We start from the raw sequence: 22,839 nt of genomic DNA, 5'->3' as shown, positions 1-22,839 counted from the left end.
TTGTTGGATGACTTTGGAGTGAGCAATGGCGTCAGAACAGCTCGACGCGGCCATGGACCACTGGAAAGCGGGAGACCTCGACCAGGCCGCCGCGCTGTTCAGGCAGATCGCGGCCACAGGGGACCCGGAAGCCTCCCACCTGCTGGCGGGCCTGCTGCAGGAGCAGGGGGATCTCGACGGAGCCGAGGCGGCGCACAGGTCGGTGATCCAGTCGGGCGACCCCGTGTTCGGGCAGCGCTCGGCCATCGCCATGGGCATGATGCTCGTCGCGGCCAAGGAGTGGCCGGCGGCGCACCGGGTGCTGACGATCGCGTCCGACGGGGCCGACTTCGAGGTGGCCGCGCTCGCCGACACGGCGATGGTGCTGGTGCTCACGCAGATGGGCGACGTGGAGGGCGCGGAGGAGGCGCTGGAGCGGGCCCGCAGGTGTGACAGCCCGGCGGTGGCCGAGCTGGCCGCGCGGCTGGAGCTGCCCGAGTTCCACTTCCAGGACCCGGCCTCGGCCCGCGAGCTGTATGAGGAGGCGGAGGACGAGGACGACTTCCGGGCACTGCTGACCTGCGGCGACCCCGACGTGGTGTCGCTGTCGGCGTTCCGGCTGTACCAGATCTACGCCGAGGAGGAGGAGTTCGAGCAGGCCAGGCAGGTGTGCGAGCACGCCATCGCCGTCGGGCACCCCGACCACCTGGCCATGGCGCACAAGCTGCTCGGCGCGGTGTTGGTGGACCTGGGCGAGTACGCCGAGTCCGCCGCCGCCTACCGCGTGGCCGCCGAGGACCCGAGGCCCGACATCCGGCTGCCGTCGCTGATCGAGCTGGCCAAGGTGACCGCGTCGCTGGGCGACGTGGAGGAGACCAAGGCGATCTTCCGCCGCGTGATCGCCAGCGGGCAGCGCGAGTACGTCGTGCAGGCCCAGGCCTGCCTGGCCCAGATGCACGTCGAGGCGGGCGAGACGGCCGAGGCGCTGGCCGCGCTGCGCGCGGTGCTGGAGGCGGGCGAGGACGAGTGGGCGTCGATCTGCGTCACGCTGCTCGGCCTGCTGCTCGATCAGCATCCTGAGGTGTACGACGAGGCCATGGAGCTGGCGCGGTTCGCGTCCGGGCACGACGACCCCGACGCCGCGTTCAAGGCCACGCTGCTCCTCGAGCACGCCGCCAGGCAGCAGCCGCTGGCCGACCCCGTCGAGGAGCAGGCGCTCCAGGACACCGACGAGGGGCTGGCCCGCCTGCAGGCCGGTGACGTGGCCGGGGCCAGGCTGCTGCTGCGCGGGGCCGCCGACTCGGGCGCGGCCACGCAGTCGCTCAGGGCCATGGCGACGCTGGCCCAGCTGGAGATCGGCGAGGGCGACCGGGAGCAGGCCGACGAGCTGCTCGCGTACGTGGCCGAGGGCGACGACGTGCTCCAGGGCTTCAGCGCGGTCTTCCTGCTGCACCTGCTGCGCGAGTCGGGCGAGGAGGCGCACCCCGTGCTGGGCGCGATGCTCGACCACCAGCGACTGGGCAGGGAGGAGGGGCTGGTCCGCTACCGCGCGGCCATGGACCATCCCGATCCCGCCGTCGCGGCGATCGGCGCCGCCGTGTTCGCCCAGGTGCTGGCCTCGATCGGGTACGACCTGTCGGACGCGGCCAAGCTGTTCGAGTCGGCGGCCGAGAGCGGGGACCCGCTGGCGCTGTCGTACACGGCGGTGATCTGCAAGGAGGTGCTGTCCGACGAGGAGGCCTCGCTCGACCTGCTGCGCCGGGCCACGGCGGAGGGGCATCCGGTGCTGGCGCCGTGGGTGGGGTACGCGCTGGGCGGGCTCGTCACGGAGCACGACCTGGGCGAGGCGCGGGCCGCGTACACGACGGCCATGGACGGCGGCAACCGCGGGCTGCGGATCGAGGCGGCCGCCTCGCTGTTCACGGTGCTGGAGCGGCAGGGCGACCTGCTGGCCGTCTGCCGGCTGCACGAGAGGCAGATCGAGGAGGAGACCTCCGCGGACGACCGCTCGCGCAGCGCCTGGCTGCTCGGGCTGCACCGGGTGCGGGTCGACGACCTCGCCGCCGCGCGGGCGGCCTTCGACCTGGCGACGGGGGAGCCGAAGGAGATGGGGCGCTTCGCCCGGTTCCTGCTCGACCGGGACCTCGACGCCGCCGCCGAGGCGCTGGCGGAGATCGACGACGAGGGCAACGCGTTCCTGGTGAGCATGCTGGCCATGGAGAGCGCGCACGCCTGGCAGCGGCGCGGCGAGATCGCCGCCGCCGACGCGGCGCTCTCGCTGGTGCTGGCCGCCGGGCACCCCAACTACCGGCAGGAGGCGGGTTGCTACCTCGGCGCGCTGCGGAACGAGGCGGGGGACAAGCGCGGGGCTCTGGAGGCGTGGGAGCAGGTCGCGGAGGGTGACAACGAGCGCCTGGCCGCCATCACGCTGCGCGACATCGGGCAGGTGCGGCAGGAGCTCGGGCTGCTGGTCGAGGCGGCCGCCGCCTACCGGGGAGCGCTCGGGGAGCTGAGCGAGGCGCGCAGGAAGGACGCGACCGTGCGGCTCGCCGAGGTGCTCGTGGCGAGCGGGGCGGCGCAGGAGGCCGGTGAGCTGATGACGGAGGAGTTCGGCGCGGCCGGGCGGCTCAAGTTCGCCGTCGTTCTCCGCGACCACGGCGACCTGAGCGCCGCCCTGTCCCTCCTGGCGCCCGGCTCGGGCGATACGCTCGAGGAACAGGTGCTCGGGGAGCTGCTGGCCAGGACAGGCGATGTGCTGGGGGCGCGGGAGGCGTTCGAGCGGGCCGTGGCCGCCGACCCCGAGTCCGCGTCCGGCGCGCTGATGTGGGCGGGACGGACGCTGGCCGAAGCGGGCGACGACGAGTACGCCCGCTCCGCCTACGAACGGGTCGTCGCCCTGGACGACGACGAATGGTTCACGGCCGTCGCGCGCGTCCGGCTCGGCACGGCCTCGGCCAAGGAACGCGGATGGGTGCTGGCCGACGACGGCGACCGGGAGGGGGCGGTCGCGGCGCTGACCGAGTTCGCCGGGTCGGAGCTGATGGCCGAGGTGCTGCTCGCGCTCGAAGAGGACGACGCGAAGGCCGTACGCCGGCTGGTGGCCGCGGCGGACCCGCAGGACCGGCGGGAACCCCTCGCCGAGACCCTTGAGCGGGCCCGCGGGCTGGACGACGAGCACGCGGCCGCGGCGCTCTGCCGGGTGGTCGTCGAGCTGGGCGAGCCCGACCTCGCCGCGCAGGCCGCGGTGGACCTCGGCGTGGTCCTCGCCGGGCGCGGCCAGCACTGCCGGGCCGAGCTGAGCACCCTGCCCGCCACCGGACACCCGCGCACGGCCGAGATGGCCTGGCGCAACATCGCCATCCTCCGCCACCGCCGCGGCGATCTCGACGGGGCGATCGAGGCGGCCCGCGCCGCGATGCCCGCCACCGCCGTCGTGCTGGCCGACCTCCTCAACGCGCGGGGCGACGCCGAGGGCGTACGCGAGGCGCTGACCGCCGGTGCGGCGGCCGGGGACCTCGAGAGCGAGCGCCACCTGATCGCCCACCTGCTCCTCATGGAGGACCACGACGCGGTGGTGGAGGAGGCCGAGCGGGCCGTCGGCACCGGCGACCCCGAGACCGTGTCGATGGGCTACTGGGCATGGGGCGACGCGTACAAGGCGCGGGACGACCTGGAGAACGCGGCCCTCATGTACCGGCGGGGCGTGGAGACCGGCTTCCCGGGCACCTCGGCCGGCATCCGCGTGGACCTCGCCAAGGCCCTGCGCGGGCTGGGCGACACGGCCGGCGCCGTCCGGGAGGTGCGGCTGGCCATGGAGTTCGGCGCGCCCGACGCGGTGGACCGGGGCGGCGTGCAGCTCGGCATCTGGCTGTACGAGGAGGACGACCACATGGGCGCCGCCCAGGCGTTCGCGGCCGCCGCGGGCGCCGGCTCCGAGGTGGCGGCGGGCAACCTGCGGGTGCTCGCCCACCAGGCGTCCGACCGCGGCGAGCACGACCTGGCCGTGCGGATCCTCCGGCTGATGGGCGACGAGGCCGCCGCCGTGGCGCGCGAGCTGGGCGAGCGGTGTGCGGACCCGGCCGCCGTACGGGCGTACTTCGAGCTGGCCGGGCGGGGGACGTTCACCGAGCTCGACGTCGCCGACCGGCTGGCCGAGCTGGGCGAGCACGCCGAGGCGCGGGCGATCTACGAACGGCTCAGCCGGGACGACGACGCGGACGTACGGTTCGTCGCCGGCGGCAGGCTGCTCGAACTGCTCGACGACGAGGGGGACACCGAGGCGTTCTTCGACGTCGCGCAGCGGGCGGCGGCCGACGCCGACAGCCCCGTCCGCGGGGTGTTCGGGAGCCTGCTCGGCATGCTGCAGGGCAACCGCGGGGACACCGAGGCGTCCCTGGACACGTTGCGGGCGGCGGCCGCCGGGGGCGAGCCCATCGCGGTGGCCACGCTGGCGCAGACGCTGGTCGGGGCCGGGCTGGTGGACGAGGGGCGGGAGGCGTACCTGCGGGTGCTCGACGCCGGTGACGCCGACCTCGCGGCCCGGGCCACGATCGCGCTGGGGCAGACGTACCACGAGGAGGACGAGGAACGGGCCCGGCAGTGGTACCTGCGGGGCGTCGAGGAGGCCGAGGGGCACTACAGCGCGCTCGCGGCGATGTACCTGGGCGCGCTGGCCAAGCGGAACCGGGACTTCCCCGAGGCGCTCACCTGGTACCAGCGGGTCATCGACGCGGGGGACGCCGAGTCGGGGCTGGCCGCGGCGCACCTCGGCGAGCTGTGCTACTGGCTCGGCGACCACGACGGCGCCCTGCGCTACTACGAGCTCACGCTGGGGCTGACCGAGCAGGCCGACCTGGTGGCCGAGGCCGCCTGCCGGATGGGGGAGATCAGGTACGCGAGGGGTGACATGGAGCTGGCCCGGCGGTTGCTGCGGACGGCGGTGGAGACCGGCGATCCGTCCTTCGTCCCCACGGCCTCGTCGCTGCTGGCCAAGATCGGGTAAGCCGGGTCAGGCGTTCCCGGGGCCCGCCGGCAGCAGGGCGCGGAGCGTGGCCTGGACGGACTCCAGGTCCACCGCCTCGGGAGCGACCCGCCACTGGGCGTGGACGCCGATGACGGCCCCCACCAGCAGGACCGCGAACGCCTCCGGGTCGGTGCCCGGGGGCAGCGCGTCCGCCGGTATCCGGGCCAGCACCCCCTGCCGGAGTGCCGCGTGGAGCCGGGCGTAGTGCTCGCGGATCGGTGAGCCGACCTCCACGGCCTCGGCGAGCAGGGTGATGAACAGCCGCGTGGCGGGCCGGCGGATGAAGTCCATGACCTGATCGAGCGGATCACCGGCGGGCGGGGGGAAGCCGCTCGGCGCGGCCTGGACCTGGTCGTCCACCACCGCTTCCAGCAGGCCGAGCTTGTTGCCGAAGTGCCAGGGGATGGAGCCGCGGCTGATGCCGGCCTTGTCGGCGATGTCGATGAAGCTCGTCTGCCGGTATCCCTTCTCGGCGAAGAGCTCGGCCGCGGCCGTCACCAGCAGCCGGCGGCTCTCCTGAGTGCTCTCGATACGTCGCGTGGCCATGCGGCCATCTAACCAGGTATGCCGGATGACAGAGCATATGCCCGGCGATATAGCCTGTGTTGGCCAACATAGAAAGGAGTCACGATGGACTCCAGGAAGCGGCTGCTCCGCTGGGCGAGCGGGATCATGCTGGTGCTGGGCGCGGGGCACCTGTCCCTGCTGGCGCTCTTCGCCTGGGGCGACGTCGCCGGCTGGGCGGACCGGGGGCTGTGGGCGGCCGTCCCGCTCGAATTCACGGGCGGCGCCCAGACGGTGGAGTCCCTGCAGAACAAGCTCGTCTTCTGGGCCGGTCCGGGGGGCTTCGCCGTCCCCTTGTTCCTCCTGGGGTGCCTGATCTGGCACCTGGCCGGACGAGGGGTGGCGATGCCCGCCGGACTCGGCTGGGGTGTCGCGGCGTGGTGTGCGCTGGGCGGCGTCCTGCTCGTGCCGTCCCCGTTCTTCGCCGGGACGGTCTCCGGGGCGCTCATCGTCGTGGCGGCCCGGGACCGCCCTGGTCCTAGTTCAGGCGGGTGACCCGGCCCAGGGCCGGGGCCTGCAGCGGGCTCTTCGCCCGGATGTAGGACTCGAACGCCTCGATGTCGCGCACCTTCTCCACCCGGTCGGTGCCCTCGGTCAGCACCGAGAAGCCGTCGCCGCCGTTCGCGATGAAGGAGTTGGCGGTCAGGCGGTACTTCGCGGCCGGGTCGACGACGGTCCCGTCGAGCTTGACGGTGGCCGGGTCGATCCGGTCGCAGGCGGGCTTGGCGTTGTCGTAGGTGTACGTGAGCCCCTGGGAGATGCCGAGCACGCGGGCGGTGCCCTGGCCGCACCACTGCTGCTCCAGCAGCCGCTCCAGTTGGCTGCCGGTGAGCGTCATGGTGACGAGCATGTTGCTGAACGGCTGCACGCGCAGCGCCTTGCCGTGCGTCACCAGGTTCGACATCTCGTTGCCGGTGGGGTTGACGATCAGGTCGCCGCCGATGCCGCCGCCGTAGGGCGGCTGGATCCCTATCTGGGCGCCGCCGTTCTCCGGGGCCGAGGTGGCGAAGAGCCGGGCGTCGGCCAGGGCGTGGCCGACGGTGGACTCGCCGGCGGCGTTGCGCTGGGCGGTGAGGTCGCGGGCGAGCAGGCCGACCGGCCGGTCCAGCAGCTTCTGCCCCTGCTCGTCGGTCCTGCGGCGCAGGGCGGCGATCTGGCCGTCCGGCTTGACGTCGTGGGTGACGGTGAGGTTCTCGGCCTTGGAGGCGGTCGGGTTGCCGGTCGCCCGGTCCACGGTGAGGGAGATCCTGGTGAGCTCGCGCGTGTGGCCCGAGGTCTGGGTGACCGGGATGCCGTTGATCACGCAGTTGTACGCGTTGTGCGTGTGCCCCGAGATCACCGCGTCCACCTCGGGATCGAACCGCTGCACGATGTCCTTGATCGGCCCGGCCAGGTTGTTGCACTGGTTGGGCAGGCCGCCGCCGGTCTGACCGCCGCCCTGGTGGATCAGGACCACGATGGTCCGCACACCCTTGGCCTTGAGCTCGGCCGCGTACGTGTTGACCGCCTCGGCCTCGTCGCGTCCCTCCAGCGGCGCGGTGGGGCCGGGGGCCTCGTTCAGCGTGTTCTTGTAGCTGACGCCGATGATGCCGACCTTGACGCCCTTGACCTCCTTCACGATGTAGGGGGTCATCGCGGGCTTGCCGGTGGTGGTGTCGACGATGTTGGCGCCCAGGTACGGGAAGTCGGCGCCCTTGAAGCCCGGGAGCGCGCACCCTTCGATCGGGTGGCAGCCGCCGTTCTCCATCCGGCGGAACTCGGTCAGGCCCTCGTCGAACTCGTGGTTGCCGACGCTGGAGGCGTCCAGGCGCATCAGGTTGAGCGCCTGGATGCCCGGCTCGTCGTGCAGGGCGGTGGCGTTCATGGTGCTGGAGGAGATGTTGTCGCCGGCCGCGAGCCGCAGCGTGCCGTGGGGGTTGTCGCGCTGGAGCCGGTCCATGTGGGCGGCCAGGTACTCGGCGCCGCCCGCCGGGACCGGGCCGGACGGCGTCATGGCGAAGCTGGTCGGGAAGCCGGAGTGGAAGTCGTTGAAGGCCAGTAACTGGATGTCCACCGCGTCGGCGCGGGTGGGCAGCAGGCCGGCGCTCCCGAGCACCAGCGCCAGGAGGAAGTTCCGCATGGCCTCGAAAGTGACATACTCCCAGCAGATCACACAAGGGGGAAATTTTCTAACATCGTCTGTTGAATGTGAACTATTGACATACATGTCGGAAAGCGGGAGTGTTCCTCCCATGTCACCGATCCTGGCCAGAATCCGGGGGGTCGAGCCCACCCTCACCGCGACCCACCGGCGCATCGCCGAGACGATCCTGGCGGACCCCGCCGCCGTGGCCGCCTCGACCATCGGCGAGCTGGCGGAGCGGTGCGGCACCTCACTCACCACCGTCACCCGCTTCTGCCGCGAGCTGGGCCTGGCCGGCTACCCCGAGCTCAGGCTGGCGCTGGCGGCCGAGCTCGGCCGCAACGACGCCACCCCGCGCGAGCAGAGCCTGATCGCCTTCTCGCCGGACGACCCCGCGAGCCTGGTGCTGCGCAGCCTGCTGGCCAGCGACATGCGCGCGATGGAGGAGACGGCGGCCCAGCTCGACCTCGAGGCGGTGGACCGGGCCGCCTCCGCCCTGGTGCGCGCCAGGTTCATCGACTTCTTCGCGGTCGCCGGCAGCGCCGGCGTGGCCATGGACCTGCACCTGCGGCTGCACGCCATCGGCCGGCCGGGCGCGCTGTGGACCGACGTGCACAACGCCGTCTGCAGCGCCAACGCGCGCGACGGCCACGACGTGGCGCTCGGCATCTCCCACTCGGGCACCACGGCCGAGGTCGTCGAGCCGCTGACCATCGCCAAACAACGCGGCGCCACCACGATCGCGGTCACCAACTTCCCCCGCAGCCCGCTGGCCGAGGCCGCCGACATCGTCCTCACCACCGCCGCCCAGGACACCCCCTTCCGCGCCGGCGGGGTGGCCGCCCGCCACACCCAGATGCTCGTCCTGGACTGCCTCTACATCGGCGTCGTCCAACGCACCCATCAGACCAGCAACCAGCTGCTGACCGCCGCCACCGACGCGGTCGCCAAGCACCGCCTGCCCCCACGCTAGGAGCCCCCATGCGCCTCGCCGCCGCTGTCGCGCTGGCGACAGCCCTCACCGCCTGTGCCCCTTCGACCACCACCAGTGCCGGCGAGGGCAAGGTCACCCTCTCGGTCTGGGGGTGGGGTCCCGAGGCCAACTACGACAAGATGTTCGCCGAGTACGAGAAGCTCAACCCCGGGGTCGACGTCGACGCCCGCTCCTTCACCACCGCCACCGAGTACGACACGATCCTGTCCACCGGCCTGGCCGGCGATAGCGGCCCCGACCTGGCCTGGCTGCGCGCCGGCGCCCAGCTCCAGCCGCTGGTCGAGGCCGGCCGGCTGCTCCCGCTCGACGCCAAGGACGTGCCCGGCCTGGCGAGCTACGACGAGGGCGTCCTGCGCGCCGCCAAGGGCGACAAGGACGGCAAGGTGTACGGCGTCCCGTTCGCCGTGCAGACCCTGCAGGTGATCTACAACAAGAAGATCTTCGCCGACAACGGCGTCACCCCGCCCAAGACGTACGACGAGATGATCTCCTCCGCCGAGAAGCTCAAGGCCAAGGGCATCATCCCGTTCGCCTTCGGCGGCAAGGACGACTGGATGCTGCCGATCGTGGCGAGCATCTTCGGCACCGCCCAGTGGGGCGGCGACGAGTTCCTCGCCGACGTCAAGGCCAAGCGGAAGAAGTTCGCCGACCCGCGCTTCGTCGCGGGCATCGAGCAGCTCGGCAAGCTCAAGCCGTACTTCCCCGAGAACGCCGCCGGCGTCTCCTACACCGACGCGCAGATCCTGTTCTCCTCCGGCAAGGCGGCCATGTTCCCCGGCGGCCTGTGGGAGCTGAACTTCTTCAACGAGAACGCCAAGGGCGTCGAGCTGGGCGTCTTCACGCCGCCCTCGCCGGAGGGCCAGGGCCTCATGCCCGGGTTCACCGACGGCTCCTACGGCATCAACGTCAAGACCAGGCACAAGGCCGAGGCGCTGAAGTTCGCCGCCTGGCTGGCCTCCAAGGACTACGGCCAGCTCTACACCGACACCCTGCGCATCTTCTCCGCCGTCCCCGGCGTCACGCCCAAGGACCCCCTGCTCGGCGAGGTCGCCACCACCTTCAAGCAGCACGGCGCGGCCTACTTCATGAACGAGTTCGCCTACGGCAACCCCTCCTCGGCCGCCGTGTTCTCCAAGGCGCTGCAGGAGATGCTGCTGGGCCGGATCACCGCCAAGGAAGCGGCGGAGCGGCTCGACAAGAGCGTGTCCACATGGCTCTAGGCACGCGGCGGGGGCGGGGATCGTCGTACCTGTTCCTGATCCCCGCCTTCCTCCTCTACTCGGCCTTCGTGGTCTACCCGCTGTTCACCGGCCTGACCTACAGCTTCTTCTCCTGGAAGGGCACGCTGCGCGGCGGCTTCGCCGGGGTGGACAACTACGCCGGCCTGCTGTCGGGCACCTTCCTCGACCAGCTGCTGCCGGCGCTGGGGCACAACTTCCTGCTCTTCGCGGGCACCATGCTGGTGCAGAACACGCTGGGCCTGGCCTTCGCGCTCGCGCTGTCCCGAGTACGGCGCGGCAAGCGGGCCCTGCAGACCATGTTCGCCCTGCCGTACCTGGTCAACCCCCTGGTCATCGGCTACCTGTGGACCCTGCTGCTCAGCCCCGCCTTCGGCCCGGTCAACGCGTTCCTCAAGCCGCTCGGCCTGGCGATGCCGTGGCTGGGCGACCCGGACACCGCGTTGCCGACCGTCATCATGATCACCACCTGGCAGTGGGTGGGCTTTCCGATGCTGCTGTTCAGCGCCGCCCTCGGCGGCATCCCCCAGGAGTACGGCGAGGCCGCCAGGACCGACGGCGCGGGCTCCTGGCAGGTGTTCTGGCGCATCACGCTGCCGCTGCTCAAGCCGGCCATGGCCACCGTCACGATCCTCAGCTTCATCGGCAGCATGGGCACCTTCGCCCTGGTCTACGCGCTCGGCGGCTCCAACGGCGCCCCGGCGGGCGCGACGGACGTGCTCGGACTGCTGTTCTACCGGACCGCCTTCGCCTCGGGCGACGTCAACGCGCTGGGCACCTCCTCGGCGCTGGCGGTCTTCATGTTCACCTTCATCTTCGGCTCGACGCTGCTGCTCGAGCGGGTCCTGAGGAGGAAGGCATGAGGGCACTGGCGATCAAGATCCTGCTCTGGGGCTACGCCGCCTTCTCCATGGCGCCCCTGCTCGTCATGGTGCTCAGCTCGTTCCGGCCCACCAGCGAGATCTTCGACCAGCCGCTCGGCCGGCCCACCGGGTTCGGCAACTACGTCAAGGCGTGGACGGAGGCGTCCTTCTCCACGTACGTGGTCAACTCGGCGGTCGTCGTGGTCTGCGCGGTGCTGCTGGGCGCCGGGGTCTCGCTGCTGGCCGCGTACCCGCTGGGCCGCAGGGAGTTCCGCGGCCGCGGCATGTTCGCCGCCTATTTCATCTCCGGCATGACGCTGCCCGCCCACCTGGGCGTGCTGCCGCTGTTCTACCTGCTGGAGAGCATGGGGCTGGTGGACTCGCTGGCCGGGCTGGTGCTGGTCTACGCGGCCGGGTCGGTCCCGTTCAACGTCTTCGTGCTGACCGCCTTCTTCCGCCAGCTGCCGTACGAGCTGGACGAGGCCGCGTCCCTGGATGGCGCCGGCCCGTTCGCGACCTTCTGGCACGTGATGCTGCCGCTGGTCCGGCCCGCGCTCGCGACGGTGGTGGTCTTCCAGTTCGTGCCGATCTGGAATGACTTCTTCTACCCCCTGGTCCTGATGCGGGACGAGAGCAAGCTGACCCTGCCGGTCGGCCTCACCCACTTCTTCGGCCAGTTCCAGAACGACTGGGGGACGCTCTTCGCCGGCCTGGTGATGACGACGATCCCTCTGGTCGTGCTCTTCGTCCTGGCCACGCGCCAGATCGTCGCCGGGCTGACCGCCGGCATGAACCGTTGAGGAAACAATCCATGGATCTTGTGATGGCCTTCGCCGACGAGGCGCGCTCCCGCCTGGACCGGCTGCTGACCGGCCAGCTGCCCGCCATCCGGCGGTCGGGGGCGCTGATCGCCGAGGCCGTGCGCGCCGGCGGCGTCGTGCACGCGTACGGGACGGGGCACTCGGAGGCGGTGGCGCTGGAGGTGGCGGGCCGGGCGGGCGGTCTCATCCCGACCAACCGGCTCACCCTGCGCGACCCGGTGGTGCTGGGCTCGGCCGACCCCGGCGAGTTCGACCCGCTGGCCGAGCGCGATCCGCGCACCGCGCACCAGGTGCTGGCCCTGCACACGATCGAGAAGTCCGACGTCTTCGTCATCGCCTCCAACTCGGGCGGCAACGGCTCGACCGTGGAGATGGCCCGGCTGGTCAAGGAGCGCGGCCTGCCGCTGATCGCGATCACCTCCCTGGCCCACTCCGGCGCCATCACCTCGCGCCACCCGTCGGGGGAGCGGCTGTTCGAGCTGGCGGACATCGTGATCGACAACCTGGCGCCGTACGGCGACGCCGTCCTGCCGACCGAGCACGGCCCGGTCTGCGGCATCTCCTCGATCACCTCGGCGCTGGTCGTGCAGCTGATGATCGCCGAGGCGATCGGCCTGCTCCAGGCGGATGGAACGGTCCCGCCGGTCTACCTGTCGGCCAACATCCCCGGCGCCGACGCGCACAACGACGCCCTCGTGGCCCGCTACGCCGGGCGGATCAGGACAGGAGCGCTGTGAACCTGACGATCGCCGCCTTCTGGCCGCCGCCGCCCCACGAGACGACGGCCGCCCGCTACCGGGAGATCGCCGACGCCGGCATCGACCTGGTCATCACCGGCAACTACCTCAACGACCGCGTCATCCTGCGACATGCGCTGGCCTGCGCCGAGGAGGCGGGGCTCGGCGTGCTGGTCGCCTCGGACCCGCGCGTGGACGTGCTCATGCGCGACCTGGACGTGGACCCCGCGCCGCTGATCGGCCGGGTGGTCGAGGACTACCGCCCGTTCCGCTCCTTCCGCGGCGTCAGCCTCATGGACGAGCCGCACGCCGAGCAGTTCGCCAGGGTGGCGGCCGGGGTCGCCGCCGTGCGCGCGGCCGGCGCCTTCGCCTACGCCAACCTCCTCCCGAGCCACGCCACCGGCCCCTACGACGCGTACGTGGGGGAGTTCGCCAGGATCGTCCGCCCCGACGTGCTCTCCTTCGACCGCTACCCGTTCCTGGCTGACGGCTTCGACGAGGGCTACCTCGCCGACCTGGCGACCGTGCGCGAGCACGCGCGCCGGGCCGGGCTGCCCGCCTGGATGTACGTGCAGACGCTGGCCTACGACGGGCACCGCGAGCCGACGGCCGCCGAGCTGGCCTGGCAGGTCAACACCGCGCTCGCCTACGGCTACACCGGCATCCAGTACTTCACCTACTGGACGCCCGACCCGGCGCGCGGCGAGGGCTTCCGGCCGGCGCTCATCGACGGGGACGGCGTGCCGACCGAGCGCTACGGCATGGTGCGCGACCTCAACACCCGCTGGCTGCGCCCGGTGGCGGCGGAGCTGTCCGGCTGGACGTCGGCCGACCACGACGGCGACGTCCTGGTGGGCCGCTACGGCGAGGGCTTGCGGTTCGTCTGCAACGCCCGTCACGACGAGCCTGTCGAGGTCACGCTCGACGGGATCACCGAGGCCTTCGACCCGGCGACCGGCGCCTACGAGGTGTGCGGCACGGCCTTCACCCTCGCGCCCGGCGCGGCGAGACTGGTCCGATGATGCTCTTCGCCGGCGTCGACGCCGGCGGCACCACCACCCGGGCCGCCCTCCACGCGGCGGACGGGACCAGGCTCGGATACGGCACCGCCGGCCCCGGCAACCCGGCCGCGCACGGCGGCCCGGCGGCCGGGGCGGCGATCGAGCAGGCCCTGCGCCGCGCGCTCGACGGCCTGGACCCATCGCTGGTGGCCGCCTCGGTGGCCGGGGTGGCGGGCGCGGACGACGGCTTCGCCGAGGTGCTGCGGCGCGTCTGGACCGCGTGCGGCATCGCCTCCCCGCCCAGGCCGGCGAGTGACGTGGACGTCGCCTACGCGGCCGGCACCCCGGCGCCGTCCGGCACGCTGCTGCTGGCCGGGACGGGGGCGGCGGCCGCCCGCTTCTGCGGCCGCGCGGTGGCGGCCGTCGCCGACGGGCTCGGGTGGTTGCTCGGCGACGAGGGCGGAGGCTTCTGGATCGGCCGGGCCGGGGTGCGCGCGGCCGTCCGCGCGCTCGATCGCGGCCTGCCGTACGGGCCGCTGGTGGAGCTGGTCGGCGCGCACTTCGGCGCGACGGGGGAGCCGCGGCGGCGCGCCGACCGCATCGTGCGGCTGGCGCAGGCCGACCGCATGCTGGTGGGGGCCGCGGCGCCGCTCGTGGCCGAGGCGGCGGCGGCCGGGGACGAGCGCGCCGCGGAGATCGTCGGCGAGGCCGCGCGGCGGCTGGTGGCGACGGCGGGCCGTGTGCACGGCGAGGGTCCGATCGTGCTGGCGGGCGGCGTGCTGGCCGCCGACGGCCCGGTACGCACGGCGGTCATGGCGCTGCTGGCCGGGCGGGAGGTGGTCACCGCGCGGGACGGCGCGGCGGGGGCGAGCTGGCTGGCCGCGCTCGACCGGCTGGGCGACCTCGGCGCGCACGCGCGCTTCACCACTCTCGACCACCCCTGAGCGAACTTGTCATTAATTTAATGACCGATTAGTCTCATCTGGTCAAACAAATGAGGTGAGACGGATGGTCAAGGTAGGGCGGCCACCGCAGGACCCGGCCCGGCAGATGGAGCGGGCCCACCGGATCCTCGACGCCGCCGCCGATCTGGTCCTGCGCTGGGGCTACGGCAAGACCACGATCGACGACGTGGCCAAGCGGGCAGGCGTCGCCAAGGGCACCATTTACCTGCACTGGAAGACGCGCGACGAGCTCTTCGCCGCGTTGCTGCGCCGCGAGCGGGTGCTCATGCTGGCCGAGGTCCGCCAGGGCACGCCGGCCACGCTGGGCGAGCTGTACGGCGGGTACGCCCGCGTGCTGCTGCGCAGGCCGCTGCTCCAGGCGCTCATGCGGGGCGACTCGGACCTGCTGGGCAAGTTCACCCGCCAGAAGCAGCAGGCGGGCCAGTCGCCGACGATGGGCCTGCCCCTGGAGGAGTACGTGGCGGAGCTGGTCAAGCTGGGCGCGGTGCGCGAGGAGCCGGGCGACCACGCCATGGTGGCCAACGCCGTCCTGTACGGGTTCCTGTTCGTGCCGGACAGCCTGCGCATGGAGGCGGAGGAGTCCGCCGACCGGATCGCGTTCCTGGTGGCCGACACCATCGACCGGGCCCTGAGCACGGGCGGCACCCTGTCCGGCGACGACGCGGACGCCGTCGCGGAGGCCGTCGCGCGGGCCACCCTCGACTTCCTCGCCGCCGCGCAGGAGATCGCCGAGCAGCGGCTGGCGGCCTCCATGGGCGGGCCGCAAAAGGCGCAAAGGAGCGTGTGACGTGAAGACCGTACTCCCTCTCGACGACGCGGCCGCCGACCTCGCGACCGTCGGCGGCAAAGGCGCGTCGCTGGCCAGGCTGACCAGGGCGGGGCTGCCCGTTCCCGCCGGGTTCCACATCACGACCGAGGCCTACCGGGCGTTCGTGTCGGCCTTCCGCGACGAGATCCCGCACGCGGAGGACCCGCGGACGCTGTTCGCCGAGCACGACATGCCCGCCGGGCTCGCCGCGGAGATCCGCCGGGCGTACGAGGCGCTCGGCGACGACGTGCCGGTGGCCGTGCGCTCGTCCGCCACCGCCGAGGACCTGCCGGACATGTCGTTCGCCGGTCAGCAGGACACCTACCTCAACATCAGGGGCGACGCCCTGCTCGACGCGGTCAGACGCTGCTGGGCCTCGCTGTGGAACCCGCGCGCCGTCGCCTACCGCGACCAGAACGGCGTCCCCCACGACGACGTGGCGCTGGCCGTGGTGGTCCAGGAGCTGGTGGACGCGGACGCGGCCGGCATCATGTTCACCGCGAACCCGGTCAGCGGCGCCCGCGACGAGACCGTCGTCAACGCCTCCTGGGGGCTCGGCGAGGCGGTCGTCGGCGGCCAGGTCACCCCTGACACGGTCGTCGTGTCCGGCGGCGCCGTGACCCAGGAGCAGGTGAGCGACAAGACGGTCATGACCGTCCGCACCCCCGACGGCACCCGCGAGCAGCCCGTCCCGGAGGACCTGCGGCGCGCGATCGTGCTCGACGCCGCGCAGGCCGTGGAGCTGGCCGCGATCGGCGCGCGCATCCAGAGCCTGTACGGCACGCCGATGGACGTCGAGTGGGCCAGGCGCGACGGGAGGTTCGCCATCGTCCAGGCCCGCCCGATCACCGGCCTCAAGCCGCAGGTCGAGGAGTGGAACGACAGCCTCAAGGGCGAATACCTGTGGACCGGCGGCAACCTGGGCGAGGCCATCCCCGACGTGATGACGCCCATGACGTGGTCGTTCGTGCGGCTGTTCATCCACGAGGCCATGTCCGCCTCGGCCCTGCCGGGCTTCGACATGGTCGGCAACATCGGCGGCCGCTTCTACATGAACCTGAGCGTCGTCCACTCCATCGCCGGCGCCCTGGGCATGCGCGGCAGGCTGAGCACGGTCGACCAGATCTTCGGCAAGCTGCCGCCGGGGCTCGGCGTCCCCATGGTGCCGGTGTCGCGCTGGGAGATCATCAAGCGGGTCCTGCCCATGGCGGTCGGCGTCCGGCGCCGCGTGCGTACCAACCTCCAGGGCATGCGCGCGTTCCTGGACACCTCGCAGCGGCGCTGCGAGGAGCTGCGCGCCACGATCGCCGTCACAGGGTCGGGCCCCGAGCTGGCCGAGCTGTGGGAACGCGAGATCAAGCCCCACATGGTCACCTCCTGCCGCATGCTGGAGGCCGCCGGGCGCCAGGGCGGCGCCACCCTGGTCTGGACCCGCGACCGGCTGCGCAAGATGATGGGCGAGGTCGACGCCGAGGCCATGCTGACCGGCGTCAACACCGATGGCGAGCTGGCCAGCCTGGGGCCGGTGATGGGCCTGTCCAGGCTGGCGCGCGGGGAGATCACCAGGGACGAGTTCGCCCGCGCGTACGGGCATCGTGGCCCCCACGAGTTCGAGGTGTCGATCCCGCGGCCCGGCGAGGACTACGCCTGGATCGACGCCCAGCTCGCGGGCCTGCGCGACCTGCGGGCCGACACCGAGGCGCTGCTCGCCCGGCAGCGGAAGGCCAGGGAGGAGGCGTGGGCGCGCTTCGCCGGGCGCTATCCGCGCCAGGAGGCCAGGATGCGCGCCAGGGTCCAGCGGTGGAACGCCGTCGTGCGGGACCGCGAGTCCGCGCGCTCGGAGAACATGCGGGCGTTCTGGGTGCTGCGGGCTTTCGCCGTACGGGCCGGGGAGCTGTCGGGCCGGGGCGACGACGTGTTCTTCCTCTACCTCGACGAGCTGCTGGCCCTGCTGCGGGGTGACCCGTCCGCGCTGGAGCGGGTGCCGGTGCGGCGGGCCACCTACGAGCGGTACGCGGCCCTGCCGCTCTACCCCGCGCTGATCGTCGGCCACTTCGACCCCGTGCGCTGGGCCGCCGACCCCGCCCGGCGGGTCGACGTCTACGACGCGCGCGGCACGGTCGTGCCGGTGAGCGACACCGTGCGGGGCTTCCCCGGCGCCCCCGGCATCGTCGAGGGCGTCGCCCGGGTGATCTCGGGGCCCGAGGAGGGCGACCGGCTCAAGCCGGGCGAGATCCTCGTCACGACGCTCACGAACGTGGGCTGGACCCCGATGTTCCCCCGCGCGGCGGCCGTGGTGACCGACATGGGCGCGCCGCTGTCGCACGCCTCGATCGTGGCGCGCGAGCTGGGCATCCCCGCCGTGGTCGGCACCGGCAACGCCACCATGCGGGTGCGCGACGGCGACCGGATCAGGGTGGACGGCGAGCGGGGCACGGTCGAGTTGCTGGCGTGAAAAGTCTCCGCCAAGTCGACCGCTTTATCGGGTGGCATGGGATGACCTTGGTGCCCATGATCGAATGGTGGACTCCGCAGGACGTGTACGAGCTCGAGGCGCGCTGCGCCCGATTCCGCATTGCCAAGCTGGCGCTCGATCGGGGCCCCATGGAAGTGGGCAGGGCGGAAATGGACAGGGAGGATGAGGCCGATCCGGCGGCGTGACTTCGCCGAGCTGCCCCCGTCGCTCGTGGCCGAGGTGGAGCGCAGGCTGGGCGCCGTGCGCGGCTTCGAGGAGCGGCGGGGCGGCTTCTCGGACGCCGTGCTCGGCGTGGCCGCGCTCGCCGGCGGGGAACGCGTGTTCGTCAAGGCCGTCCCGGCGGACGGCGGGGACGCGGTCGGCTACCGGGAGGAGGCCGCCGTCAGCGCGGCGTTGCCTCCCGGGGTGCCCGCGCCGCGCCTGCTGTTCACGGACGAAAGGGACGGCTGGCTGCTGATCTGCTCCGAACTGGCGCCCGGGCGGGTGCCGCACGAGCCGTGGCGCCCCGAGGAGCTGGCGGCGGCGCTGGACCTGCTCACGGTCTGCGCCAGGGAGCTGACCCCGGCGCCGGTGGACGGCCTCCCGACCGTCGCCGCGCGCATGAAGGGCCGCTGCGAGCTGTGGCAGGACCCGGGCACCGCCCGGCTCGGCGCGTGGGAACGCGGCCACCTGGCCAGGCTGGCGGAGGTCGAGCGGGAATGGGAGTCGCTGGTCACCGGCGACACGATGCTCCACTTCGATCCGCGCTTCGACAACATCCTCATCGACGAGCGCGGCACGGCCCGGCTCGTGGACTGGGGGCGGGCCTGCGTGGGCCCGGACTGGGTGGACCTCGTCTGCCTGCTGCTGGAGTCCGAGCTCGGGGACCCCGACCCGGAGGAGGTCTTCGCCGGGCACCCGCTCGGACGGCGGGCGGCACCAGAGGGCGTGGACGCCCTGCTGGTGACGCTCCTGGGCTACTGGACGCGTACCGCGGTGCTTCCCGGACCGGCGCACGCGCCGCACCTGCGGGAGCGGCGCGAGCACTCCCGCCGCGCCACCCTCGCCTGGCTCGGCGCCCGCTGGGCGTGAAGGGGCCCGCTGGGCGTGCGGAGCCCGCTAGCCGCCGACGTGGATGCCGGGCCGGTTGGCGGGCTCGGGCTCGCTCTTGCGCAGGATCTCGCGTACGACCGGCGCCGTGTCGCCGCGGCCGAGGATGAGATAGCGGAACAGGTGGACCAGCGGCGAGCCCTCCGCCCACGCGAAGTAGCAGTGCGGCCGCACGCCCCCGGCGTCGCGGAGCGCGAGCAGGACGGCGGCGATGGCGTTGGGCGCGGCCGGGCTCTCCGCGCGCAGGATGCGGTACTTGTCCACCTCCACGCCGCGCACGTGGAGCACGTCGCTGAAGCCGGACGGGTCGATGACGTCGATCTCCAGGAACATGATGTCCGCCCGGCCCGGGACCGGGTTGACCCCGCGCTGCTCGGCCTCCTTGTCGGCGTACTCGGCCGCGTCACCCGCCTGGCGGCGGTTGGCGACGATGTTGAGCGCGCCGTCGTAGTCGAGCGAGTCGGCGATGAACCGCCGCGCCGCCTCGTCGAACTCGATCCGGTCGGCCCGCAGCTCGGTCGTCCGCGAGACGCGCGAGATCAGCGAGATGGCGATGATGCCCAGGATGAACAGCGCGGAGATGGCGATGCCGTCGGGCTTCTCCCGGATGTTCTCCACCAGCGCGTACACCAGCACCAGGGTGAGCACCGAGAAGCCGGCCGTGGCGGCCCGCTGGCGGCGGCGGATGGCCGAGATCGTCACCGCGACCGCGCCGGAGACCATCATGGCCAGGATGCCCGTGGCGTACGCGCCGGCCTGGGCGTCCACGTCGGCGTCGAACGCGATGGTGAGCACCACGCAGATGCCCGTGTAGACCAGCACCACGGGGCGCACGGCGCGGCCCCAGTCGGGCGCCATGCCGTACGAGGGCAGGTAGCGCGGCACGATGTTGATCAGGCCGGCCATCGCGGAGGCCCCGGCGAACCACAGGATGAGGATCGTGCTGATGTCGTAGACCGTGCCGAACATCTCGCCGAGCCGCTCGTGCGCCAGGTAAGCCAGCGCCCTGCCGTTGGCCTCGCCGCCGGGCCGGAACTTCTCGGCCGGGATGAGCACCGTCGTCACGAAGCTGGTCGCGATCAGGTAGACGCTCATGATGAGCGCGGCGCAGGTGAGCAGCTTGCGCGTGTTGGCGACGCGGGACTCCAGCTGCTCCTCGGCGGTCTTGCCGGCGGCGGCCACCAGCGGCATCATGCTGACGCCCGTCTCGAACCCCGAAAGGCCCAGCACGAGCAGCGGGAAGGCCAGGACGGCCGGTCCGATGAGGCCGCCGAAGCCACCCGTGCCGCTGGTCAGCGCGTCGGTCCAGCGGGAGAGCGCGTCCGGCGAGGTGAAGACGTCGCCCAGGCCGACGGCGACGACGACCGCGTTCAGCACCAGGAAGATCGCGACCAGCGGGATGGCCACGCCGACCGCCTCGCTGAACCCGAGCAGGAACACCCCGCCCAGCACCAGCAGCAGCACCGAGGTCAGCAGGACCTCGTGGCCGTGCAGGAAGCTCGGGAAGAACGGGTTCTCCACGACGTGCACGGATGCGTCGGCCGCGGACAGCGTGATCGTGATGATCCACGACGTGGCCACGAACCCCAGCAGCACCAGCACGAACAGCTTGCCCCGCCAGAACGGCAGCAGCCGCTCCAGCATCGCCACCGAGCCCTGCCCGTGCGGGCTCTCCCGGGCCACCCGCCGGTACATCGGCAGCATGCCGAGCAGCGTCAGCGCCACGATGAGCAGCGTGGCCAGCGGCGATAAGGCGCCGGCCGCCAGCGCGGCGATGGCGGGCAGGTAGGCCAGCGTGGAGAAGTAGTCGACGCCGGTCAGGCACATGACCTTCCACCAGGCCTGCGGCTCGGCGTGCGCCTCGGTCGTCTCCGGGCCCGTCGGCTGCACGCGAAGCTGCAGCAACCAGCGCGCCAGACCGTTGGACGGGGGCGCTGGAGGGGTCGGGCTGTCGACGACCGCGGGGATCGTACGCCCACCGGTACCGCTCACCGGATCTTCCTCTCATCGAGAACGGAAACCACCCTAGGGGGTCCGGCACGCTACCACGCGGCTGGTCCGGCGAATCTCCCCGCACCCTCCCGACCGCCACCTACCCGGACGACCGGCCCGGCGGGGCTAGGCGCCGTCCTTGTCGGAGTCGGCGGAGAAGACGATGGTCCCGAGATAGCCGTCGTCCTCCTGAGTGATCTTCATGAGCATGCTGTCGTCGTAGATGTTGTCGTTGCCGTTGAACGTGTCGCGCCCCGTGTGCTCCGAGTACGGCGACTTCGCCATGACCACGCTGTTGAGCTTCTCGTCGAACATCATCTGCGTGGTCAGCACCCGCTGGTTGCTGAAGTGGACGATGGCGTGGATGTGGATCGTGCGCCCCCGGTACCAGCCCGGCCAGATCGTGGTGAACTCCACGATGCCGTCGGCGTTGGTGACCTGCGCGCCGCGGAGGTAGCGCTTGTCGTCGGTGGGCGTCAGATCCGCCATGTCGCCCCCACCGTTACCGGACCCGCCACCGGGCCCACCATTGGGACCGCCACTGGGTGGGGCGCCGGTGGGCGCGCCGCTCGGGGGATTGCCTCCGCCGGGCGGGTTGCCGCCGCCCCCGCCGGTCGAGGCCGCCTCGGCCCCCGAGTAGAGCCCGGCCGCGTCGCAGTGCCAGATCTCCACGACCGCGTTGCCCAGCGGCTTGCACGTCTCGCTGTCCTGCACCTTGACGGCCACCCGCAGCCGCACGCCCTGCTTGTCCTCGCGGATGTCGCTGCGGATCTTGTCGGCGTCGAAGTAGTAGGGGCCCTGCGTCGTCGTGCTGGTCAGCTTGCAGGTGCCGGCCCCGTCGAACAGCGAGGTGAGGTCCTTGGCCGTGGTGGCGGCCGGCGTCACGCTCGCGCCCGTGGACGTCGTGACGGTCGCCGTGCCCTCGGCGCTCGAACAGGCCGCCAGCAGGCTGCCGAGCCCGAGCGAGCTGATGCCGGCGAACAGCCGCCGCCGGCTGACGCGCTGACCTTCGTGATCGTGTCCCACTATGGTGTCCTTGTCCGGGATGCTGTGGTGTTCCGGACCTCACCGTAGGACGGGACCTCTTGGGACCTCCTTTACCGCGGATGAAGTTCTCATGAGTGGGAACGGGGTCAGCCGCCGTCGGTATCGGAGTCGGCGGACAGGATGATCGTGCCCAGGTAGCCGTCGCCGTCCTCGATGACCTGCAGCATCATGCCGTCCCGGAAGATGTTGTCGGCGCTGTTGAAGGTGTCGCGCCCGGTGTGCGCCGCGTAGGGCGGCGTGGCCAGCACCTTGGCGTTGAGCGCGTCGTCGAACATGATCTGCGTGTTCAGCACGCGCCGGTCGCTGAAGTGGACCATGGTGTGGATGTGGACCGTCCGGCCCGGGTACCAGCCCGGCCAGATGGTCGTGAACTCCACGATGCCGTCGGCGTTGGTGACCTGCGCGCCCCGCAGGTAACGGTAGTCGTCCGAAGGCTTCATGTCGCTCATGAAGGCCACGTCGGTGAAGCCGCCCGGGGGAGGGCCGCTGGCGGCGTCGTCCTTCGACTCCTTCTCCGCCCCCGAGTAGACCCCCGCGGCGTCGCAGTGCCAGATCTCCACGACGGCGTTGCCCATGGCCGAGCACGTCTCGCTGTCCTGCACCCTGATGCCCATCCGCAGCCGCACGCCGGGCTTGTTCTCCCGGATGTCGCTGCGGATCTTGTCGGCGTCGAAGTAATAGGGGCCCTGCGTCGCCGTCGGGGTCAGCTTGCACACCCGCGAGCCGGCCAGCAGCGAGGCGAGATCCCCGGTGGCCGTCCTCGACGCCGCCCCGGCCCGGGCGCCGGGCGCCGACAGTACGGCGCCGAGCCCGAGCGAGCTGATGCCGGTGATCAGCCGCCGCCGGCTGACCCGCTGACCTTCGTGATCGTGTCCCACTGGAGTTCCTTCTGGCGTTCCTGCACTCAGACGAACCTCTCACGGGAGGGCGGCCTTTCAACGGAGGCGCGGCCTGCGCTCGATGACAGTCGAGTCGAAAACCTTTTCTGTGTTATGAAACTGTAACCAGATGGCTCGCGAGCTGATCAGCGACCGTCGGGCCAGATAGGCCCAGTTGGAAGGCCATGCACACAGTTGCAGTGGCTGATTGACAGCCCCCGTCGGGTCGTTCTACTTTCCCG

Annotated in this window: 18 protein-coding genes; 13 read left to right on the top strand and 5 right to left on the bottom strand. The window is 72.2% G+C overall.

Features of this window, described 5'->3' with window-relative positions:
* Positions 1–25 precede the first annotated feature (25 nt).
* On the top strand, positions 26–4,981 hold the full coding sequence (locus ABZX61_RS53955) for a tetratricopeptide repeat protein (protein WP_355207939.1): 4,956 nt from the start codon (positions 26–28) through the stop codon (positions 4,979–4,981).
* A 6-nt stretch (positions 4,982–4,987) separates the two neighbouring features.
* Here the strand turns inward: ABZX61_RS53955 and ABZX61_RS53950 are convergent, their stop codons facing one another.
* Positions 4,988–5,548 (bottom strand): TetR family transcriptional regulator, encoded by a 561-nt coding sequence (locus tag ABZX61_RS53950; protein WP_355207936.1) that lies wholly within the window; start codon positions 5,546–5,548, stop codon positions 4,988–4,990.
* 84 nt (positions 5,549–5,632) lie between these two features.
* Here ABZX61_RS53950 and ABZX61_RS53945 point away from each other — a divergent pair, with 84 nt between their 5' ends.
* Positions 5,633–6,061, top strand: a complete 429-nt coding sequence (locus ABZX61_RS53945; RefSeq protein ID WP_355207933.1) for a hypothetical protein — start codon at positions 5,633–5,635, stop codon at positions 6,059–6,061.
* On the opposite strand, the gene ABZX61_RS53940 is transcribed toward ABZX61_RS53945, so the two are convergent.
* On the bottom strand, positions 6,045–7,685 hold the full coding sequence (locus ABZX61_RS53940) for a bifunctional metallophosphatase/5'-nucleotidase (protein ID WP_355207931.1): 1,641 nt from the start codon (positions 7,683–7,685) through the stop codon (positions 6,045–6,047). The genes ABZX61_RS53945 and ABZX61_RS53940 overlap by 17 nt on opposite strands.
* A 112-nt stretch (positions 7,686–7,797) precedes the next feature.
* On the opposite strand from ABZX61_RS53940, the gene ABZX61_RS53935 reads away from it, so the two are divergent.
* The 11 genes from ABZX61_RS53935 to ABZX61_RS53885 all read left to right on the top strand — a co-directional run bounded on the left by ABZX61_RS53935 (position 7,798) and on the right by ABZX61_RS53885 (position 18,662).
* Positions 7,798–8,661 (top strand): MurR/RpiR family transcriptional regulator, encoded by an 864-nt coding sequence (locus ABZX61_RS53935; protein ID WP_355207928.1) that lies wholly within the window; start codon positions 7,798–7,800, stop codon positions 8,659–8,661.
* A gap of 8 nt (positions 8,662–8,669) precedes the next feature.
* Positions 8,670–9,902, top strand: a complete 1,233-nt coding sequence (locus ABZX61_RS53930) for an extracellular solute-binding protein (RefSeq protein ID WP_355207925.1) — start codon at positions 8,670–8,672, stop codon at positions 9,900–9,902.
* Positions 9,893–10,783 carry a sugar ABC transporter permease gene (locus ABZX61_RS53925; protein WP_350725222.1) on the top strand — a complete coding sequence of 297 codons (891 nt, stop codon included), beginning with the start codon at positions 9,893–9,895 and terminating at the stop codon, positions 10,781–10,783. Before ABZX61_RS53930 ends, ABZX61_RS53925 begins: the two co-directional genes overlap by 10 nt.
* Complete coding sequence (locus tag ABZX61_RS53920) at positions 10,780–11,583, top strand: carbohydrate ABC transporter permease (protein WP_355207921.1); 804 nt, start codon at positions 10,780–10,782, stop codon at positions 11,581–11,583. The genes ABZX61_RS53925 and ABZX61_RS53920 overlap by 4 nt, the downstream gene beginning before the upstream one ends.
* A gap of 11 nt (positions 11,584–11,594) precedes the next feature.
* Positions 11,595–12,341, top strand: a complete 747-nt coding sequence (locus ABZX61_RS53915) for an SIS domain-containing protein (RefSeq protein WP_350725226.1) — start codon at positions 11,595–11,597, stop codon at positions 12,339–12,341.
* Positions 12,338–13,363, top strand: coding sequence for a hypothetical protein (locus tag ABZX61_RS53910; protein WP_355207918.1), 1,026 nt, complete (start codon positions 12,338–12,340; stop codon positions 13,361–13,363). Before ABZX61_RS53915 ends, ABZX61_RS53910 begins: the two co-directional genes overlap by 4 nt.
* Positions 13,360–14,286, top strand: coding sequence for a BadF/BadG/BcrA/BcrD ATPase family protein (locus tag ABZX61_RS53905; protein ID WP_355207916.1), 927 nt, complete (start codon positions 13,360–13,362; stop codon positions 14,284–14,286). Before ABZX61_RS53910 ends, ABZX61_RS53905 begins: the two co-directional genes overlap by 4 nt.
* A 64-nt stretch (positions 14,287–14,350) precedes the next feature.
* Positions 14,351–15,094, top strand: coding sequence for a TetR/AcrR family transcriptional regulator (locus ABZX61_RS53900; protein WP_355207913.1), 744 nt, complete (start codon positions 14,351–14,353; stop codon positions 15,092–15,094).
* A gap of 1 nt (position 15,095) precedes the next feature.
* Complete coding sequence (locus ABZX61_RS53895) at positions 15,096–17,570, top strand: PEP/pyruvate-binding domain-containing protein (RefSeq protein WP_355207910.1); 2,475 nt, start codon at positions 15,096–15,098, stop codon at positions 17,568–17,570.
* Between the two features lie 56 nt (positions 17,571–17,626).
* Positions 17,627–17,776 (top strand): hypothetical protein, encoded by a 150-nt coding sequence (locus ABZX61_RS53890; protein ID WP_355207907.1) that lies wholly within the window; start codon positions 17,627–17,629, stop codon positions 17,774–17,776.
* On the top strand, positions 17,754–18,662 hold the full coding sequence (locus ABZX61_RS53885) for a phosphotransferase (protein ID WP_355207904.1): 909 nt from the start codon (positions 17,754–17,756) through the stop codon (positions 18,660–18,662). The genes ABZX61_RS53890 and ABZX61_RS53885 overlap by 23 nt, the downstream gene beginning before the upstream one ends.
* 27 nt (positions 18,663–18,689) lie before the next feature.
* On the opposite strand, the gene ABZX61_RS53880 is transcribed toward ABZX61_RS53885, so the two are convergent.
* The 3 genes from ABZX61_RS53880 to ABZX61_RS53870 form a co-directional block, all read right to left on the bottom strand.
* Entirely contained in the window at positions 18,690–20,672 is a 1,983-nt protein-coding gene (locus ABZX61_RS53880; protein WP_355207901.1) for an amino acid transporter, read from the bottom strand.
* A 126-nt stretch (positions 20,673–20,798) separates the two neighbouring features.
* The gene (locus tag ABZX61_RS53875; protein ID WP_355207898.1) at positions 20,799–21,698 is read right to left on the bottom strand and encodes an intradiol ring-cleavage dioxygenase; all 900 of its coding nucleotides are present in this window, start codon (positions 21,696–21,698) and stop codon (positions 20,799–20,801) included.
* Between the two features lie 107 nt (positions 21,699–21,805).
* Positions 21,806–22,597: an intradiol ring-cleavage dioxygenase gene (locus tag ABZX61_RS53870; RefSeq protein ID WP_355207895.1), complete on the bottom strand. Its 792-nt coding sequence runs from the start codon at positions 22,595–22,597 to the stop codon at positions 21,806–21,808.
* Positions 22,598–22,839: the final 242 nt, after the last annotated feature.

Origin of the sequence: Nonomuraea sp. NPDC003709, assembly GCF_040610775.1 — a bacterium.
In the GTDB taxonomy this organism is placed as follows: domain Bacteria; phylum Actinomycetota; class Actinomycetes; order Streptosporangiales; family Streptosporangiaceae; genus Nonomuraea; species Nonomuraea angiospora_A.
Note: the sequence above shows the minus strand (reverse complement) of the source record. Positions and strands in the feature narration are given on the sequence as shown.

Bases quoted from the DNA above. Each gene is read 5' to 3' on its own strand.
- ABZX61_RS53955 (WP_355207939.1), top strand. From the start codon at position 26: ATGGCGTCAGAACAGCTCGACGCGGCCATGGACCACTGGAAAGCGGGA.
- ABZX61_RS53950 (WP_355207936.1), bottom strand. From the start codon at position 5,548: ATGGCCACGCGACGTATCGAGAGCACTCAGGAGAGCCGCCGGCTGCTG.
- ABZX61_RS53945 (WP_355207933.1), top strand. From the start codon at position 5,633: ATGGACTCCAGGAAGCGGCTGCTCCGCTGGGCGAGCGGGATCATGCTG.
- ABZX61_RS53940 (WP_355207931.1), bottom strand. From the start codon at position 7,685: ATGCGGAACTTCCTCCTGGCGCTGGTGCTCGGGAGCGCCGGCCTGCTG.
- ABZX61_RS53935 (WP_355207928.1), top strand. From the start codon at position 7,798: ATGTCACCGATCCTGGCCAGAATCCGGGGGGTCGAGCCCACCCTCACC.
- ABZX61_RS53930 (WP_355207925.1), top strand. From the start codon at position 8,670: ATGCGCCTCGCCGCCGCTGTCGCGCTGGCGACAGCCCTCACCGCCTGT.
- ABZX61_RS53925 (WP_350725222.1), top strand. From the start codon at position 9,893: ATGGCTCTAGGCACGCGGCGGGGGCGGGGATCGTCGTACCTGTTCCTG.
- ABZX61_RS53920 (WP_355207921.1), top strand. From the start codon at position 10,780: ATGAGGGCACTGGCGATCAAGATCCTGCTCTGGGGCTACGCCGCCTTC.
- ABZX61_RS53915 (WP_350725226.1), top strand. From the start codon at position 11,595: ATGGATCTTGTGATGGCCTTCGCCGACGAGGCGCGCTCCCGCCTGGAC.
- ABZX61_RS53905 (WP_355207916.1), top strand. From the start codon at position 13,360: ATGATGCTCTTCGCCGGCGTCGACGCCGGCGGCACCACCACCCGGGCC.
- ABZX61_RS53900 (WP_355207913.1), top strand. From the start codon at position 14,351: ATGGTCAAGGTAGGGCGGCCACCGCAGGACCCGGCCCGGCAGATGGAG.
- ABZX61_RS53890 (WP_355207907.1), top strand. From the start codon at position 17,627: ATGATCGAATGGTGGACTCCGCAGGACGTGTACGAGCTCGAGGCGCGC.
- ABZX61_RS53885 (WP_355207904.1), top strand. From the start codon at position 17,754: ATGAGGCCGATCCGGCGGCGTGACTTCGCCGAGCTGCCCCCGTCGCTC.